Genomic DNA, 14,751 nt, shown 5'->3' on the forward strand with positions numbered 1-14,751 from the left:
GTGCACGCATGATGTCCTACCGCTTTCTACCCATGTGTTTCGGTGGGCATTCCGACTTCAAGCGGGGTGCGCGCCGAACAAGAATGTCATCAGCGGGGCCGATGCATGCCTGACGTGAGATGGGGGAGTCGCCATGAGACGCATTTATTTTCTGTTGCCGACGCCGCAAAGTGCGCTGTCGATCGTCGACGAGTTGCTGTTGCTGCATATCGAGTGGCGGCATATTCATTTCATCGCGAATCACAGCGTCGTGCACGATGGTTTGCAGGAGGCCACGCTGACGCAGCGCAGCGACTTGCTGCCGTCGCTTGCGCGCGGCACGATGGTCGGTTGCGCGACCGGGGCGCTGCTGGGGCTGATCGCGCTGGTGTTCCCGCCCGCGGGCTTGCCGATCGCCGGTGGCGCGTTCGTGACGATCACGTTGTCCGGCGCCGGCTTCGGTGCCTGGGCGGCGTCGATGATCGGCGTCAACGTGCCGAGTACACGCCTGAGGCGTTTCGAGGAAGGCATCGAGCGCGGCGAGCTGCTGATGATCCTCGACGTTCCGAAGGACCGGGTCCACGAGATCGAGCACCTGATCACGCTTCACCACGCGGACGCGCACCTCGAAGGCGAAGATCCGACCGTTCCCGCCTTTCCCTGAACCGTCGGCCGGCCGGCGTGGGTCGGCACATGTTGCCGGGCATCGCGGCAGCGCGATATCCGGCCACACGTTCGTCTGCGCTGCACGGACTGCGGCGCCGCGGCGCGGATTGCCGGGCACATCAGCAGGGCACATCAGCAGGGCACATCAGCAGGGCACATCAGCAGGGCACATCAGCCGGACACATCAGCCGGACACATCAGCCGGACACATCAGCCGGACACATCAGCCGGACACATCAGCCGAACACATCAACTCGAATCGAGGAGCCGCTTGTAGCGCGCGAGCACGCGCGGGACATACACGCGCGTTTGCGGTGACGACGGAATGCGATAGCCGGCGCGAATCACGGCATTTTCTCCGGCATTGTAGGCGGCCAGCGTGAGTTCGACGTTGTCCTTGAACATGTCGAGCAGGAAGCGCAGATAGCGCGCGCCGGCCAGCACGTTGTCGCGCGGATTGAACATGTCTCCGCTCGAAAAACGCCGCGCGGTGTCGGGCATCAACTGCATGAGCCCTTGCGCGCCCTTGTCCGAGACCGCCTTCGGGTTGTATCCCGATTCGACGTCGATCACCGCGCGCAACAGTTCGGGTGGCACGCGAAACGCGCGGCTCGCTTCCTCGATCACGTCGGCGAACGAGGACAGCGCGCCGCCGGCCAGCTTCGAGGCGGCGCGCTTGATGTCGGGTGGGGCGGGCGCGGTGCTCGCGACGATCACCTTCAGGCCGGCCGTGCCGGGTTCGTTGGTGAGGACGATTGCGCCATTGCTGGTGACCGTGCCGAAAATTTGCGCGTTCGCGGCGCATGTCCACGTCGAGCCGAGTGCCACGCATGCGGCAGCGATCGCGATTCCCAATCCGGATAAAGGTCGGCGGTGCATCTTCCAGGTCTCCTGCACCTGGATTGTCGGCGACGGGAAATCGGACCGGCAATGGGGCACCTCCCTACACTTCGAGGCCAAAACGGCGACCAAAACGGCGGCCGCAAAAAACGGTGCAAAGTTGTTACTCCCGTAACGGCGGGTAATGGGCAGTAACCGGAGAAGATTAACAATCCTTACTACGCGCCGTTGGTTTCTTCTCGATTTGGCGTAGTCGCGGCGGGAATGTTTTCATCCATGTTGAAACGCGAGTGACATTCCCGCCATCGGTATTCACACTGACGCGCTGAAAAACGTGAAATCGATACAGTTCTGAAACATTTCCGGAGGGCGGCGTGGGTGCGCCGCGGACAGGCGGAATCCGGATCGCCGCCGCCGCAGGCTGGTGGCGCGATGGCGCGATCCTTGCTGTAGCGACACGCATGGCTGTCGGTTGCCGCGAAATTCGATCATCAATCCGGGCAGGGGAAACCACGCAGCGAGCGTTTCCGGAACTACGCAGGATGTGTCGGTGCGACACGCCGCGCAGGAATGGAGGAACGGGGGATCGTCGTGAATACCAAATGTCGCGTTGTAATTGCAGAGGACCATGACCTGCTGAGAAATGGCCTGCGGTCGATGCTGTGCGCGCAAGGCGACTATGACGTCGTCGGCGAGGCACGGGACGGCAAGGAGGCGTGTCATCAGGCATTGGCGCTGGCTCCCGATCTGATCCTGATGGATCTGTCGATGCGCGGGATGAACGGCATCGATGCGAGCGCAACGATCAAGCGGCGCACGCCGACGGTCCGGATCATCGCGCTCACGGTTCACCAGAGCGAGGAGTATGTGCGGGAGGCGCTGCGGGCGGGGGTCGACGGTTACGTGCTCAAGGACGTTTCGTTCGACGAATTGCTGCTCGCGATGCGCATGGTCAGGCAGGGGAAGAAGCATCTGAGCGCGGACGTGTACGGCTACATGGTCGACTCGTTCGTGACCGGCCGCGAAATGCCTGCGCCGAGAAAGGCCTGGGACATCCTCACCGCGCGCGAGCGTAGCGTGCTGAAGCTGATTGCCGAAGGGCGCACCAACCGACAGGTCGGCCAATACCTGAATCTGAGCCCGAAGACGATCGAGAAGTATCGGGCGAGCATGATGCACAAGCTCCATCTCGCGAACCTGACGGAACTGGTGCTGGTCGCGATGAGCATGGGTTTGTTGACCACGCTCGCGGCGAAGTGCGCGGAGCCGGAGGCGGACGACGTGCCGACTCACTCGATCGACGACGTCGGGGCCCCGGAAGATGCCGGCGCGCATGCGAGACTGAACGATTATCCGCTCGGCGGCGTGAAGGACTAACCGCGGGCTTGACTGCGTGACCGACCGCGATCGCCCGCGTCAGCAGGCCCAGCTCGCCGAGATGAGCGTGCCCGTGGCGGCCGACGACTGGATCGAGAACGTGCCGCCGTGCGACTCGACGCGGTGCTGCATGCCGATCAGGCCGAGCCCGTCCGTGTGCGCGTCTTCCGTCGTCAGCGTGCGATGCTCGTAGCCGATGCCGTTGTCGCGAATCGTCAGCAGCAGGCCGTCGGCGTCGTGGCGCAAGCCGAGTACGATCTCGGTGGCCTCCGCATGCTTGACGATGTTGTTGAGCGCCTCCTGCGCGACCCTGAACATGTCCGCCTTCAGATGGTCGGGTATGTCGTCGTCGTCGACATCGCAATTGAACTCGACCATCAGCTTGTTCACGTCCCGCTCGATGCGCCGGCACAGCGAAGCGAGGGCCGCCGACAGGCCGAGCTTGTCGAGCATCGGCGGCCGCAATTCACCGCATATCTGCCGTACTTCGCCGATCGTTTCGCGGATCCGGAGCACCGTCGAATCGAGCAGATTCGCCGCCTCGTCGATTTCGCCGCGACGAATGCGCATCAGCGCGTCTTCATTCATCAGCTTGATGAGCGTCAACGCCTGACCGAGCCCATCGTGCAATTCCGCGGCAAGCCGGTAGCGCTCCTTCTGCTGGCCCATCAGCAGATAGGCGTGGCGGGCAGGCGTGCCCGCGTAGTGCTCCGCGGCTGCATCGAGCGGCTCGGGCTCGAGGGCCGGCGGTTCCTCGAACAGCGTCAGCAACAGGCGCTCGCTGGTTGGCGTGGCGGGAAGCGCCTGCTGGTGCACCATGAACTGCGCGGGATGGCCGGTTCGACCGCTGAGCATCGTGGTGAACGAATGACAGGGAAGGGTGGCGCCTCTGGATAATTCGTCTGCCAATTCGGCGTGGGCATCGTCGAGCGCCATGTCGAACAGATGCTTGCCGACGAGCTCGGCGCTCGAATAGCCGAACAGCGCCGCGGCGCTGTGATTCGCAGAGACGAAGGTTCCGTCGGCCGTGAGAACGGCAAGGGCGGCGCCGCGTGCATCGGTGACGATGCCGGCGCCGCGATCGTCCGCGCGCACCGCACCGCGAAGCTTGCGCATCGCATCGATCAGATCGAGCAGCCTGATTTGTGGCCTGGCGGGCTGGCGTTCAATCATGAGAGCTCCCGATGCGCAGGTTTCAGGAAATCGTAAGGTTTCTGCCATTCTAGGACGCGTCCGACGCAAGTCGCAACAAGGGGAATGCGCGCGGGAGCGTAGGGATATCCCGGCAGTCGCCGGCGGGTATTCCAGCAAGCGGACATACCCTACCGGCCTTTGGGGGGCGTCATCCCATGACGCTCGGGACCGAATTCAAGACACTGCGCTGACGAGGCACGGAAACGGCCATTGTCTTGTTTATCGTCAGGGGAGGTCGGTATGAAACGGATTGCCAGATCGACGATGGGGGCATTCGTGGTGGCGGGTGTCACGATCGCCGCGACCGCAGCGTGGTGCGCGCCCGTCGATAGCGTCGCCGAGGGCGCGAGCGAGAACGTCAGCGAGCACGTTGGCGAACATTCCGCCGCGAGTGTCGGTGAAAATGCGATGCCGGCGATGCCGGATGCTGCCGCGAGCGCCGACGACAATGCGATGCCGGGCGCTGCCATGAATGCCGGCGAGAACGCGATGCCGGGCGCTGCCATGAATGCCGGCGACCACGCGATGCCGGACGCCGTCGGGCACGTCATGGAGCACGACGCGCATGGCGCTGCCGGGAGCGCGGTCGAGAATGCCGCCGAAAGCGCACCCGAAAGCATGCCCGGAAAAGCCGCGGAAAGCAGCACCGGGGACGCCACGGAAAACACCGCGCCAAACGCCGCGCCAAACACCGCACCAAACGCCACGCCAAACACCGCACCAAGCACCGCGCCAAGCACCGCCGCGACCGCGACCGCAGCCGGCATGCACATGCATCACGTCGTGATGCCGGGCACGATGCACACGACGGCCCAATACACGCTGCCGACGGTCGACCTCGTGCGCGACGACGGCAAGACCGTATCGCTGGTCAAGGAAGTGGACGACGGCAGGCCGGTGATCCTGACGTTCATCTACACCACCTGCACGACCATCTGTCCGATGATCAGCCAGACGCTCGAGCGGCTGCAGGGTGAGCTGGGCCCCGACCGCGACAAGGTGCACATCGTGTCGATCTCGATCGATCCGGAGCAGGACACGCCGGAGCGGCTCAAGGCCTATGCCGCGCACTTCGAAGCCGGGCCCGAATGGCAGCACTACACGGGCACGGTCGAGGCGAGCATCGCGGCGCAGCGCGCGTTCAACGTCTTTCGCGGCGACAAGATGGCTCACACGCCGGTGACGTTCATGCGGGCCGCACCCGGCCAGCCGTGGCTGCGCATCGACGGCTTCGCGACGCCGACCGAACTGCTCGCGGCCTATCGCGACGTCGTCGCTTCCAACTAGTGCATGTCCGGTGCCAAGCGGTGCTGATGTGCCCGCGGATTCGTGCTAGTGGCAAGGCGCAAACCGCAGCGATGCCCAGTGGCATCGCGAGGATTTGCAACGCAGCCACGGGCGCGAAGGCGCAGCACATAAGTGCCGATTAGCGCCGAACACTGCACTAGGTGCAACGCATCCGTCAGGGAGCGTCGAAATTGGACAAGAAGCATCGCGTGCTGATCGTCGAGGATCAGCATCTGCTGCGGCTCGGTCTCAGCCACATGGTGTCCGAGCTGGACGACTACTGCATTGTCGGCGAGGCGAGCGGCGGGTTCGAGGCCTGCCGTCTCGCCGCGCAGACGCTGCCCGACCTGATCCTGATGGATCTGTCGATGCCGGGCGGCAGCGGCTTCGAAGCGATTGCCGCGATCAAGCGCGATGCGCCGCGTACGCGGATCATCGTCCTCACCGTCCATCGCAGCGAAGACAACGTCAGGGAGGCGTTTGCGTCCGGTGCGGACGGCTACGTCGTCAAGGATTCGTCGTTCGCCGACCTGGTCCGCGAGATGCGCTTCGTGATGCAGGGCAAGTGCGTGATCAGCCTGGACGCGTATCGGGCCCGCGCCGGCCTGCAGGGGCTGCGCGAGGCGAGCGCGCACAAGGCGCGCCTGTGGAGTGCGCTGACGACCCGCGAGCGCACGGTGCTGCGCCTCGTCGTCGAGGGGCACACGAGCCGGCAGGTCGGCGAGTGCCTGCAGCTCAGCCCGAAAACGGTGGAAAAGCATCGTGCGAACCTGATGCGCAAGCTCGGCATCGTGAACCTGACCGGCCTCGTCCACTTCGCGATCGACATCGGCGTGCTCGCGCTGACCGACGACGACCGTGTGTGAAAACCCTCCATCGCGCCATGGCGCAACTGGGGGGGATCTACCCATGTCGATGGACGGCCCTCCCTACTTCTGACGCGTATCGCCCTGAACAAGAATGCAATCAACGGCTTCAGCGGTGCTGAAGCGGCAGGCGATACAGGGAGAAAGCCGTGCGCGACGAATTGTCCTCGATCCGGCTCGGCGTGCCGGAGCATCCACGGCAGGGCGGCGGGCTCGCTCGCCGCATGCGCGCGAGCCGCGGCTTCACGCTGCTCGAGCTGCTCGTCGTGATGGTCATCATCGGGTTGCTGGCGGGGCTCGTCGCGCCACGGTATTTCGAACAGGTCGGCAAGTCGAACGTGAAGATCGCCCGCGCGCAGATCGTGTCGCTCGGCCAGGCCCTCGATCAGTATCGGCTCGACGTCGGTTTCTATCCGACGACCGAGGAAGGGCTGGATGCGCTCGTCAACAAGCCGCAGAGCGCGCCGCGGTGGAGCGGCCCGTATCTGCAGAAGGCTGTTCCGGTGGATCCGTGGGACCGTCCGTACCAGTATCGCTCGCCCGGCGAGCACGGCGACTACGACCTGTATTCGCTCGGCAAGGACGGGCGCGGCGGCGGCACCGGCGAGAACGTGACGATCTCGTCGTGGTAGGGCGGCGCGGCCCGGCGGCCGTGCCTGTCGTGAGCAGTCAGCAAGGAGAGTCGACGTGAAGTTCGTGCTGCGTGTCTTCGATACGAATGGCTCGGTCCAGACGCTTCGCCTCGACAGCGATTCGCCGGCAACCGCAGCGGCGCTCGCGCGCTCGCGCGGCCTGCGCGTCGTGTCGGTGAGCACCGACGCGCGGCGGCAGCGGCGCGGCGCGCGCCGGTTCGGCATGCCGGGCGCGCGGTTCGACGTCGCGATGTTCGCGCGCGAGCTCGCGGCGCTGCTCGACGCGGGCGTCGGCGTGGTCGACGCATTGCGCACGCTCGGCGGCAACGTGCGGCGCGAAGCGTCCGCGCAGGTGTATCGCGACCTGCTGCGGCAACTGGAGGAGGGGCAGTCGCTGTCGGCGGCGCTCGAGCACGCGAGCCCGATCTTCCCGCCGGTGCTGGTCGCGTGCGTGAAGGCGAGCGAGCAGACCGGCGGCCTTGCCGACAGCCTGACCCGTTACTCGCGCAATAGCGCGACGCTCCACGAGCTGCGCGCGCGTGTGGTGTCGGCGGCGATCTATCCGACGGTGCTGCTGTTCGTCGGCGCGGCCGTCGTGCTGTTTCTGCTCGGCTTCGTGGTGCCGCGGTTCGCGTCGCTCCTCGAACACAGCGGCCGCGAACTGCCGCTGATGTCGCGCCTGCTGATGGCGTGGGGCGGCATGGTGCATGCGCACGGCGCCGGGCTGGCGGCCGCGCTTGCGGTGCTGGCCGTGGCAACCGGCGTTGCGCTGCGCCGGCCGGCGCTGCGGATCTGGATCGCCGATCGCCTGCTGGCGCTGCCCGGCATCGGGCAGCATTTCCGCGTGTTTCGCCAGTCCCAGTTCTATCGCACGACGGCGATGCTGGTCGACGGCGGCATTCCCGCCGTTCGCGCATTCGATCTGGCGCGCGGCCTGGTAGGCCGCGCGGACCAGGCCGCGCTCGCGGGCGCGCTGCAGCAGGTCCGCAATGGCGCGCGGATCTCCGATGCGTTCCAGCAGGCCGGCCTCGCGAACGCGATCGGCTACCGCCTGCTGACGGTCGCCGAAAAAACCGGCGGCCTCGGGCCCGTGCTCGACCGGATCGCCGCGTTCCAGGAAGCACAGGTGTCGCGCACGATCGATCTGATCTCGCGACTGATCGAGCCCGCGATGATGATCGTGATCGGCGTGGTGATCGGCGGCATCGTCGTGCTGATGTACCTGCCGATCTTCGAGATCGCGTCGAGCATTCAGTAGGCTGCACTGGAGACACGCGTGGATACCGTCACCCCCCCACCGGAAGACTTCCCCGACGCGGGCCCCGCGTTGCGCGACGTCCTGCGCGCGCTCGGCAAACAGCACGGCTCCGGCATTCGCGCACTCGAAGTGCTGATGGCGCAGACGGCGCTCGGCGCGGACGAGATGCGCGCGCAGCTCGCCGCGCAATTCCGGATGAAGCCGATCGGGATGCGCGAGCTGGGCCGCCTCGAGCCGGATTTCGACACGGTGCCGTTCGTCGACGCGACGGCGCGCCTGTGCGTGTGCTTCCGCGATCCCGACGGCGGCGATGCGCGGTTGTTCGCGATCGCCGATCCGCTCGATGCACGCACGCGCGGCTGGGTCGAACACCGGATGCGCGCGCGGCCGGCGATACCGTACGGCTGGGCGCTCGCGAGCGCCGGGGACCTCAACGCGTATCTGACCGTGCGCGAGAAGGATATCCGCGCGATGGACTCGCTCGCGTTCGACGATCCGATCCAGAACGCGCCCGATCCGGCGTCGCTCGCGCTGACGCTGCAGGGCATCAGCAGCGACGACAGTCCGGTGGTGCGCCTGCTCAATTCGACGATCTACGACGCGCTCAAGATGCTCGCGAGCGACATCCACCTGGAATGCCGCGCGAACGGCCTGATGATCAAGTGCCGGGTCGACGGCGTGCTCACCGTGGTGGGCCGCGTCGAGGGCCGGGATGTCGCCGACCAGGTCCTGTCCCGCGTGAAGGTGATCTCCGAGCTCGATATCGCGGAGCGCCGCGTTCCGCAGGACGGGCGCTTCAAGGCGATGTACGCCGGGCGCGAGATCGATTTCCGCGTGTCGATCATGCCGAACCAGTTCGGCGAGGACGCGGTGTTGCGGATACTCGATCGCTACCAGCTGTCCCAGGCCGCGGGCGGCCTGACGCTCGAGGCATTGGGCTTCCAGCCGGGCGACACGCGCTTCATGCGCTCGGTTGCGTCGATGCCGTACGGGATGCTGCTCGTCACGGGGCCGACCGGCAGCGGCAAGACCACGACGCTTTACGCGATCCTCACCGAGATCAACAACGGTCTCGAGAAGATCGTGACGATCGAGGATCCGGTCGAATACCAGCTCGGCGAAATCCTGCAGATTCCGGTCAACGAGGCGAAGGGCCTGACCTTCGCGCGCGGGCTGCGGTCGATCCTGCGGCACGACCCGGACAAGATCATGGTCGGCGAGATCCGCGATCCGGAAACCGCGCAGATCGCCGTGCAGGCCGCGCTGACCGGCCACCAGGTGTTCACGACCGTGCACGCGAACAACGTGTTCGACGTGATCGGCCGCTTCACGAACATGGAGGTCGATCCGTACAGCTTCGTCTCCGCGCTCAACGGCGTGATCGCGCAGCGGCTGCTGCGCCAGTGCTGCCCGGATTGCCTGGCCGAGGACGCGGTGGACGCGGATGCGCTCGCCCGCTCGGGCATCGACCCGGGTACGGCCGGCAGCTACCTGTTTCGTCGCGGCACGGGGTGTGCGATGTGCCGCGGCAGCGGCTATCGCGGCCGGCGTGCGATCGCGGAGGCGCTGCGCATGAACGACGAGCTGAGGCAACTGCTGTCGGAGCGCGCGCCGCTCGGGCACATCAAGGCGGCGGCGCTGCGCCACGGGATGACGACGTTGCGATCGGCGGCAATCGAGCTGGTGCGGCGCGGCGAAACGACGCTCGAGGAGATCAATCGTGTCACGATGGTTGAATAACCCGCTTGCGATCGGCGTCGGGACGCGCGAGATCGTCGTCGGCGTCCGTTCGCCCGCACTGTGGCGACCGCGCAAGCGCGCGTTCGCCGCCGATCCGGTCAGCGTCGCGATTCCCGACGCGCAGTTCGGCAGCGAGACGGGCGTGCTCGACGCGCTGCGCGCCGCGCTGGCCGCGACAGGCACGACACCCGGCGGCGCGGCCGATGCCGCCGCCACGCAAGGGCAGGCGCGCGGCCCAAGGTCGCCGACGCGCGGCGCGCACGTCGTGCTCGACGATTTCTGGTGCCACCACGCGATATTGCGCGGCGACTTCCGCGCGTTGCGCATGCGCGAACTCGAAGAAATCGTGCTCGCCCATTTCTCCGACACATACGGGATCGACGGTGCATCGCTGGTCGTGCGCTTCTGCGTGCAGCAGGGCGGCCGCGCGCTTTTCGCCGGCGCGCTGTCGCGCACGCTGCACGACGGCATCCATGACGCGGGGGCATCCGCCCGGGTCCGCATCCGCAGCCTGAGATCGGGTCTTCCGGAGACGCTGAATCGCATCGCGGTGAAAGCCGGCGCCGATGGGCTGCTGATTGTCGTCGCCGATGCGTTGATGCAGGCGGTCATGATCGAGCGAGGCGGCTGGGCCGCCTACGATGCGCAACGCCTCTTTCCCGGCGAGTCCGGCGACGCGTCGCGGCTGGCCGAACTCGCGGAGCAGTTGTTCGAACGTTCGGCAACGCGGGCCGGCCTGAAGTGCGAGGACTGCCCGGTCTATCTGACCGGGATCGACACGGACTTCGCGCCGTTCGATGCGCGATTCGCGGCCGCGGTACGGCTGCCGGGGCCGGCGCTCGCCGGCTCGCCCGCGAGCCGGCTGATGGAGTACGCGCCATGATGCCGATGCTCGATATCGACTTTTGCCGGCGCGGTGCCCGCACCGGGACGAGCGGGGTGATCCTGCTGGGCGTCGCCGTGCTGCTGTGCGCCGCGTGCGGCACATGGCTGTGGCATGCCTATGCGGAGAACGACCGCGCGCGGGCGAACGCGGAGGCCGCCGAGCATCGGACGCTCGCGCAGCGGCACGTCGTGAAGCCGGCGCCGACGGCGGCCGCGAAGCTCGCGGAAAAGCAGAGCCAGGCGGTGCTGCGCGAACTGACCGTGCCGTGGCAGACGCTGTTCGCGCTCGTCGAGGACTATCCCGACCATGACGTCGCGCTGATCGGCATCGACCAGAACCCGGCGCAAGGCCAGATCCGCATCACGGCCGAAGCGAAGAATCCGGACGCGATGATCGCGTACCTGAAGTATCTGCAGACGAGCGTCGTGCTGCGCGAAGCGGTGCTCAACGGTCATCTCGTCGAGGACAACGTGCCGGGCAAGCCGGTGCGTTTCCAGATCACGGCCGTCTGGAGGACGTCATGAAAACCGATCGGTTGACGGACCGCCTGGCCACGCTGCGTTTCGAGTTGCGGCGCGCCTTCGGTCTGCCGGGACTCGTCGGCCTGCTGATGATCGGCGCGGCGGCCATCGCGGTCGCGGCGATCGCCAGCCTGGAAGCCGATACGCGCGCGATGCAGGCGCCGGCCGGGGTCGTGCGGGCGACGCACGGCCATCGTCCGGTCGCGGTGCACAGCGCGCAGGCGGACGCGGTGGCGCTCGACACGTTGCCCGAGCTGTTCCCGCGGTTCTCGCAAAGCGCGGACGACATCGCGTCGATCTTCGCGCAGGCGCGCGACAGCCATCTGACGCTCGGTTCCGCCGAGTACCAGGTGACGACCGAGTCGGGCGCGCACTTCGCGCGCTATCAGGTGCTGCTGCCGGTCAAGGACCAGTACGGCGCGATCCGGCAATTTCTCGCGTCGGTGCTCAACAACGTGCCGAACGCGGCGCTGCAGGAAATCCACGTCGAGCGCCCTGCGGTGGGCAGCAACATCCTCGATGCGCGCGTGCGCTTCGAGCTCATCTACCGGAGCGCCCAGCCATGATTTCCGCCGTCATGAAGCCCGCGTCGCACCGGCGCATCGCGCTGGCGCTGTGCTGCGTCCTCGTTGCCGGCGCCGGGTATCGCGTGATGGTCGCGGCGATGCAGCAGCCGGCGCCGGTCCCGGCATTCGGCGGCCTGCATCGCGACGGCGGGCATACGCCGCCGGCGCGGACCGCCGCGCATGCGGCTGCGGCGCACGCCGCGGTGCCCGCGTCCGCGTCCGTGTCCGCGCCACGGCCTGCGTCGGCCGGCGCGGCAGCGGCGACGCCGCAGGAGAAGCTCGCCGCGTTGCGTGCGCCGGTGTCCATCGAAGCGGCGCACGACCCGTTCACCGCGTCGTCATGGCTGCCGCCGCCGCCCGTCGTAGTGCCGACGCTGCCCGACACGCGCCCGGCGCCGCCGTCGGCGCCGCCGGTCCCGTTCACCTATGTCGGCGAGCAGGACGCCAAGGCGGCGAAGCCGCATGTGTTTCTCAGCAACGGCGATCAGTTGCTGATCGTTTCGCCAGGTGACGTGATCGATGGCCAGTATCGCGTCGAGTCGGTTTCGGAGTCGAACGTGGTGCTGACCTATCTGCCGCTGAACCAGGTGCAGGTGGTGGCCATTCCAAGGGAAAAGTAGATGAAAACCTCATGCACACGGGGTGCGTGCCGCGCCGGGGACAGCGGCCCATCGACATGCCTTTCGCCCTTCACGCCGTTCGATTTCCGGCACGCGCCGGCGAGCCGGATCGCGACGAAACGCGCGCTGGCGATCGCCGTGGCGCTGCTCGCGTGCGGCGGCTGCGCGCATGTGCCGAACGTTCACGACGATCCGACCAACGCGCAGGTGAGGATCGACGCGTTGCACGCGCGCGACGCCGAAGTCAACCAGTTGCTCGATAACGCCGACCAGTTCCGCAAGCAGAACCAGTTCGACGATGCGGCCCGGTCCGACTACATGGCGACCCAGCTCGATCCGTCGAGCGAGCGCGCCCGCAGGATCGGCACGATGATCGAGCAGGACCGCAAGCATCTGGCGATCCTGCAGGAAGCGGACCGCATGATGAAGCGCGGCTCGTACGCGCAGGCGGCCGAACGCGTGCATCGCGTGCTGGTCGAGGATCCGTCCAATACGATGGCCGAGCGGATGCAATCGGAACTCGACGACAAGCGCCGGCAGCAGCACTCGGAACGGGACGACAAGCTCGCCGCTTCGTCGATCATGCGCACGCCGGTGTCGCTGCAGTTCCGCGACGCGAACGTGCGGATGGTGTTCGAGGCGTTGTCGCGGACGTCGGGGCTGAACGTCATCTTCGACCGCGACGTGCGGGCCGACCTGAAGACGACGATCTTCGTGCAGAACGCGTCGCTGCAGGACACGGTCGACATGATCCTGTTGCAGAACCAGCTCGACAAGAAGCAGATGAACGCCAACACGCTGTTCATCTACCCGGCGACGCCCGCGAAGGAGCTCGAATACCAGGAGCTCAAGGTGCGCACGTTCCAGCTGTCGAACGTCGACGCGAAGCAGGTCCAGTCGCTGCTGAAGAGCCTGTTGAAGGTGAAGGAGGCCGTGATCGACGAGCACGCGAACACCGTGACGATCCGCGGCACGCCGGACATGATCAAGGTCGCCGACGAGATGATCGCGGCCCAGGACCTGCCGGAGCCGGAGGTGATGCTCGAGGTCGAGGTGCTGGAAGTGTCGCACGAGCGGATGTCGCAGCTCGGCATCAACTGGCCGAACTCGTTCACGGTATCGACGCCGAGCACGGCGAATACCTGGGGCCTGCTGCACCATCTGCCGGTCAATGCGCTGAATGTCAGCGGCCTGTCCGCCACCGCGGACTTCAAGCTGACGGACACCGATGCGAACCTGCTCGCGAGCCCGCGCATCCGCACGCGCAACAAGGAGAAGGCGCGCATCATGATCGGCGACAAGGTGCCGGTGATCTCGAGTTCGAGCACGCCGAGCACGAGCGGCCCGTCGTTCACGCAGATGATCCAGTACCTCGACGTCGGCATCAAGCTCGAGGTAGAGCCGCAGGTCTATCGCGACGGCGACGTCGGCATCAAGCTGAATCTCGAGGTCAGCAACATCACCAATACGATCCAGAGCAGCAATTCGCAAGGGCTGAACTCGCTCGCGTATCAGATCGGCACGCGCAGCGCGTCGACGAGCCTGCGCCTGCGGGACGGCGAAACCCAGATCATGGGCGGGCTGATCTCGGACGAGGACCGCCGCAACGCGAACAAGGTGCCGGGGCTCGGCCAACTGCCGGTGCTCGGCCGCCTGTTCTCGGATCATGAAGGCGATCACAAGAAGACCGAGATCGTGCTGCAGATCACGCCGCACATCGTTCGGCCGCAGGTCGCGGCGGATGCGGACACGCAGGAAGTGTGGTCGGGCACCGACGTCAACGTGCACGCCGACCAGTTGCGGCTCGATCCGGTGGCGCTGAACGCGGAAGATGCCGCGGCAACGGCCGCGACGCCCGCGACGAAGCCGGTGCCCGGCAGCGTGGGCGGCGGCACCACGGGCGGCAGGGCGCCGTCGCCGCTGGAGGCGGCGGCGACCCGCGCGCAGCCGTCGCCGGAGAGCGGGGCGTTCGGGCAGATGCCTGCCGCGCCTCGCACGACGCCGCCGCCCGAACCGTACGGCGGGCGTTTCGCGAGACCGCAGCCCGCGCTGCCCGCGCCCGCGGCGGGCGCGGCACCCGCGGATGGTGCGGCGCAGGCGGCCGGGCCGGCGGGCAACGAAGCAGCGCCGGCCCCGGGCACGACCGTGACGCCGGTGGCGTCGCCGGCCGTGCAGGCTGCCGCGCCGGCTGCACCGGCTGCACCGGCTGCACCGGCCGCGCCAGCAGCGCCAGCGACGCCGCCTCCGACGCTGCAGATGCCGGCGGGCGATATCCCGAGCGATAACCCGCTTCACCCGATTCAGAACGGGAATTGAACC

14 protein-coding genes are annotated in these 14,751 nt (G+C 67.1%); 12 read left to right on the forward strand and 2 right to left on the reverse strand.

Annotated features, from left to right (window positions below; translation table 11 throughout):
- Window positions 1-133: 133 nt before the first annotated feature.
- Entirely contained in the window at window positions 134-643 is a 510-nt protein-coding gene (locus R9B84_RS06085; protein WP_423759587.1) for a DUF1269 domain-containing protein, read from the forward strand.
- 251 nt (window positions 644-894) lie between these two features.
- Here the strand turns inward: R9B84_RS06085 and R9B84_RS06090 are convergent, their stop codons facing one another.
- Entirely contained in the window at window positions 895-1,524 is a 630-nt protein-coding gene (locus R9B84_RS06090) for a lytic transglycosylase domain-containing protein (RefSeq protein WP_423759966.1), read from the reverse strand.
- Between the two features lie 552 nt (window positions 1,525-2,076).
- Between R9B84_RS06090 and R9B84_RS06095 the strand changes: the two genes are divergently transcribed.
- Window positions 2,077-2,862, forward strand: coding sequence for a response regulator (locus R9B84_RS06095; RefSeq protein WP_423759588.1), 786 nt, complete (start codon window positions 2,077-2,079; stop codon window positions 2,860-2,862).
- A gap of 39 nt (window positions 2,863-2,901) precedes the next feature.
- Here R9B84_RS06095 and R9B84_RS06100 read toward each other — a convergent pair whose 3' ends face one another.
- Complete coding sequence (locus R9B84_RS06100; protein ID WP_423759967.1) at window positions 2,902-4,035, reverse strand: histidine kinase; 1,134 nt, start codon at window positions 4,033-4,035, stop codon at window positions 2,902-2,904.
- Window positions 4,036-4,674: 639 nt separating this feature from the next.
- Here R9B84_RS06100 and R9B84_RS06105 point away from each other — a divergent pair.
- The 10 genes from R9B84_RS06105 to R9B84_RS06150 all read left to right on the forward strand — a co-directional run bounded on the left by R9B84_RS06105 (window position 4,675) and on the right by R9B84_RS06150 (window position 14,748).
- The gene (locus R9B84_RS06105; protein WP_423759968.1) at window positions 4,675-5,343 is read left to right on the forward strand and encodes an SCO family protein; all 669 of its coding nucleotides are present in this window, start codon (window positions 4,675-4,677) and stop codon (window positions 5,341-5,343) included.
- A gap of 191 nt (window positions 5,344-5,534) precedes the next feature.
- Complete coding sequence (locus R9B84_RS06110) at window positions 5,535-6,209, forward strand: response regulator (protein ID WP_423759589.1); 675 nt, start codon at window positions 5,535-5,537, stop codon at window positions 6,207-6,209.
- Between the two features lie 224 nt (window positions 6,210-6,433).
- Window positions 6,434-6,841 carry a type II secretion system major pseudopilin GspG gene (gene gspG / locus R9B84_RS06115; RefSeq protein ID WP_423759969.1) on the forward strand — a complete coding sequence of 136 codons (408 nt, stop codon included), beginning with the start codon at window positions 6,434-6,436 and terminating at the stop codon, window positions 6,839-6,841.
- Between the two features lie 55 nt (window positions 6,842-6,896).
- Window positions 6,897-8,099 carry a type II secretion system F family protein gene (locus tag R9B84_RS06120; protein ID WP_423759590.1) on the forward strand — a complete coding sequence of 401 codons (1,203 nt, stop codon included), beginning with the start codon at window positions 6,897-6,899 and terminating at the stop codon, window positions 8,097-8,099.
- An 18-nt stretch (window positions 8,100-8,117) separates the two neighbouring features.
- On the forward strand, window positions 8,118-9,839 hold the full coding sequence (locus tag R9B84_RS06125) for a GspE/PulE family protein (protein WP_423759591.1): 1,722 nt from the start codon (window positions 8,118-8,120) through the stop codon (window positions 9,837-9,839).
- Complete coding sequence (locus tag R9B84_RS06130; RefSeq protein WP_423759592.1) at window positions 9,820-10,722, forward strand: hypothetical protein; 903 nt, start codon at window positions 9,820-9,822, stop codon at window positions 10,720-10,722. Before R9B84_RS06125 ends, R9B84_RS06130 begins: the two co-directional genes overlap by 20 nt.
- Complete coding sequence (locus R9B84_RS06135; protein WP_423759593.1) at window positions 10,719-11,249, forward strand: hypothetical protein; 531 nt, start codon at window positions 10,719-10,721, stop codon at window positions 11,247-11,249. The genes R9B84_RS06130 and R9B84_RS06135 overlap by 4 nt, the downstream gene beginning before the upstream one ends.
- Entirely contained in the window at window positions 11,246-11,812 is a 567-nt protein-coding gene (locus R9B84_RS06140) for a hypothetical protein (protein ID WP_423759594.1), read from the forward strand. The genes R9B84_RS06135 and R9B84_RS06140 overlap by 4 nt, the downstream gene beginning before the upstream one ends.
- Entirely contained in the window at window positions 11,809-12,432 is a 624-nt protein-coding gene (locus R9B84_RS06145; protein ID WP_423759595.1) for a hypothetical protein, read from the forward strand. Before R9B84_RS06140 ends, R9B84_RS06145 begins: the two co-directional genes overlap by 4 nt.
- Window positions 12,433-14,748 (forward strand): secretin N-terminal domain-containing protein, encoded by a 2,316-nt coding sequence (locus tag R9B84_RS06150; protein ID WP_423759596.1) that lies wholly within the window; start codon window positions 12,433-12,435, stop codon window positions 14,746-14,748.
- The last annotated feature ends 3 nt before the right edge of the window (window positions 14,749-14,751 follow it).

This window comes from Burkholderia sp. NLJ2, assembly GCF_049487195.1.
GTDB classification, from domain to species: Bacteria; Pseudomonadota; Gammaproteobacteria; order Burkholderiales; family Burkholderiaceae; genus Burkholderia; species Burkholderia pyrrocinia.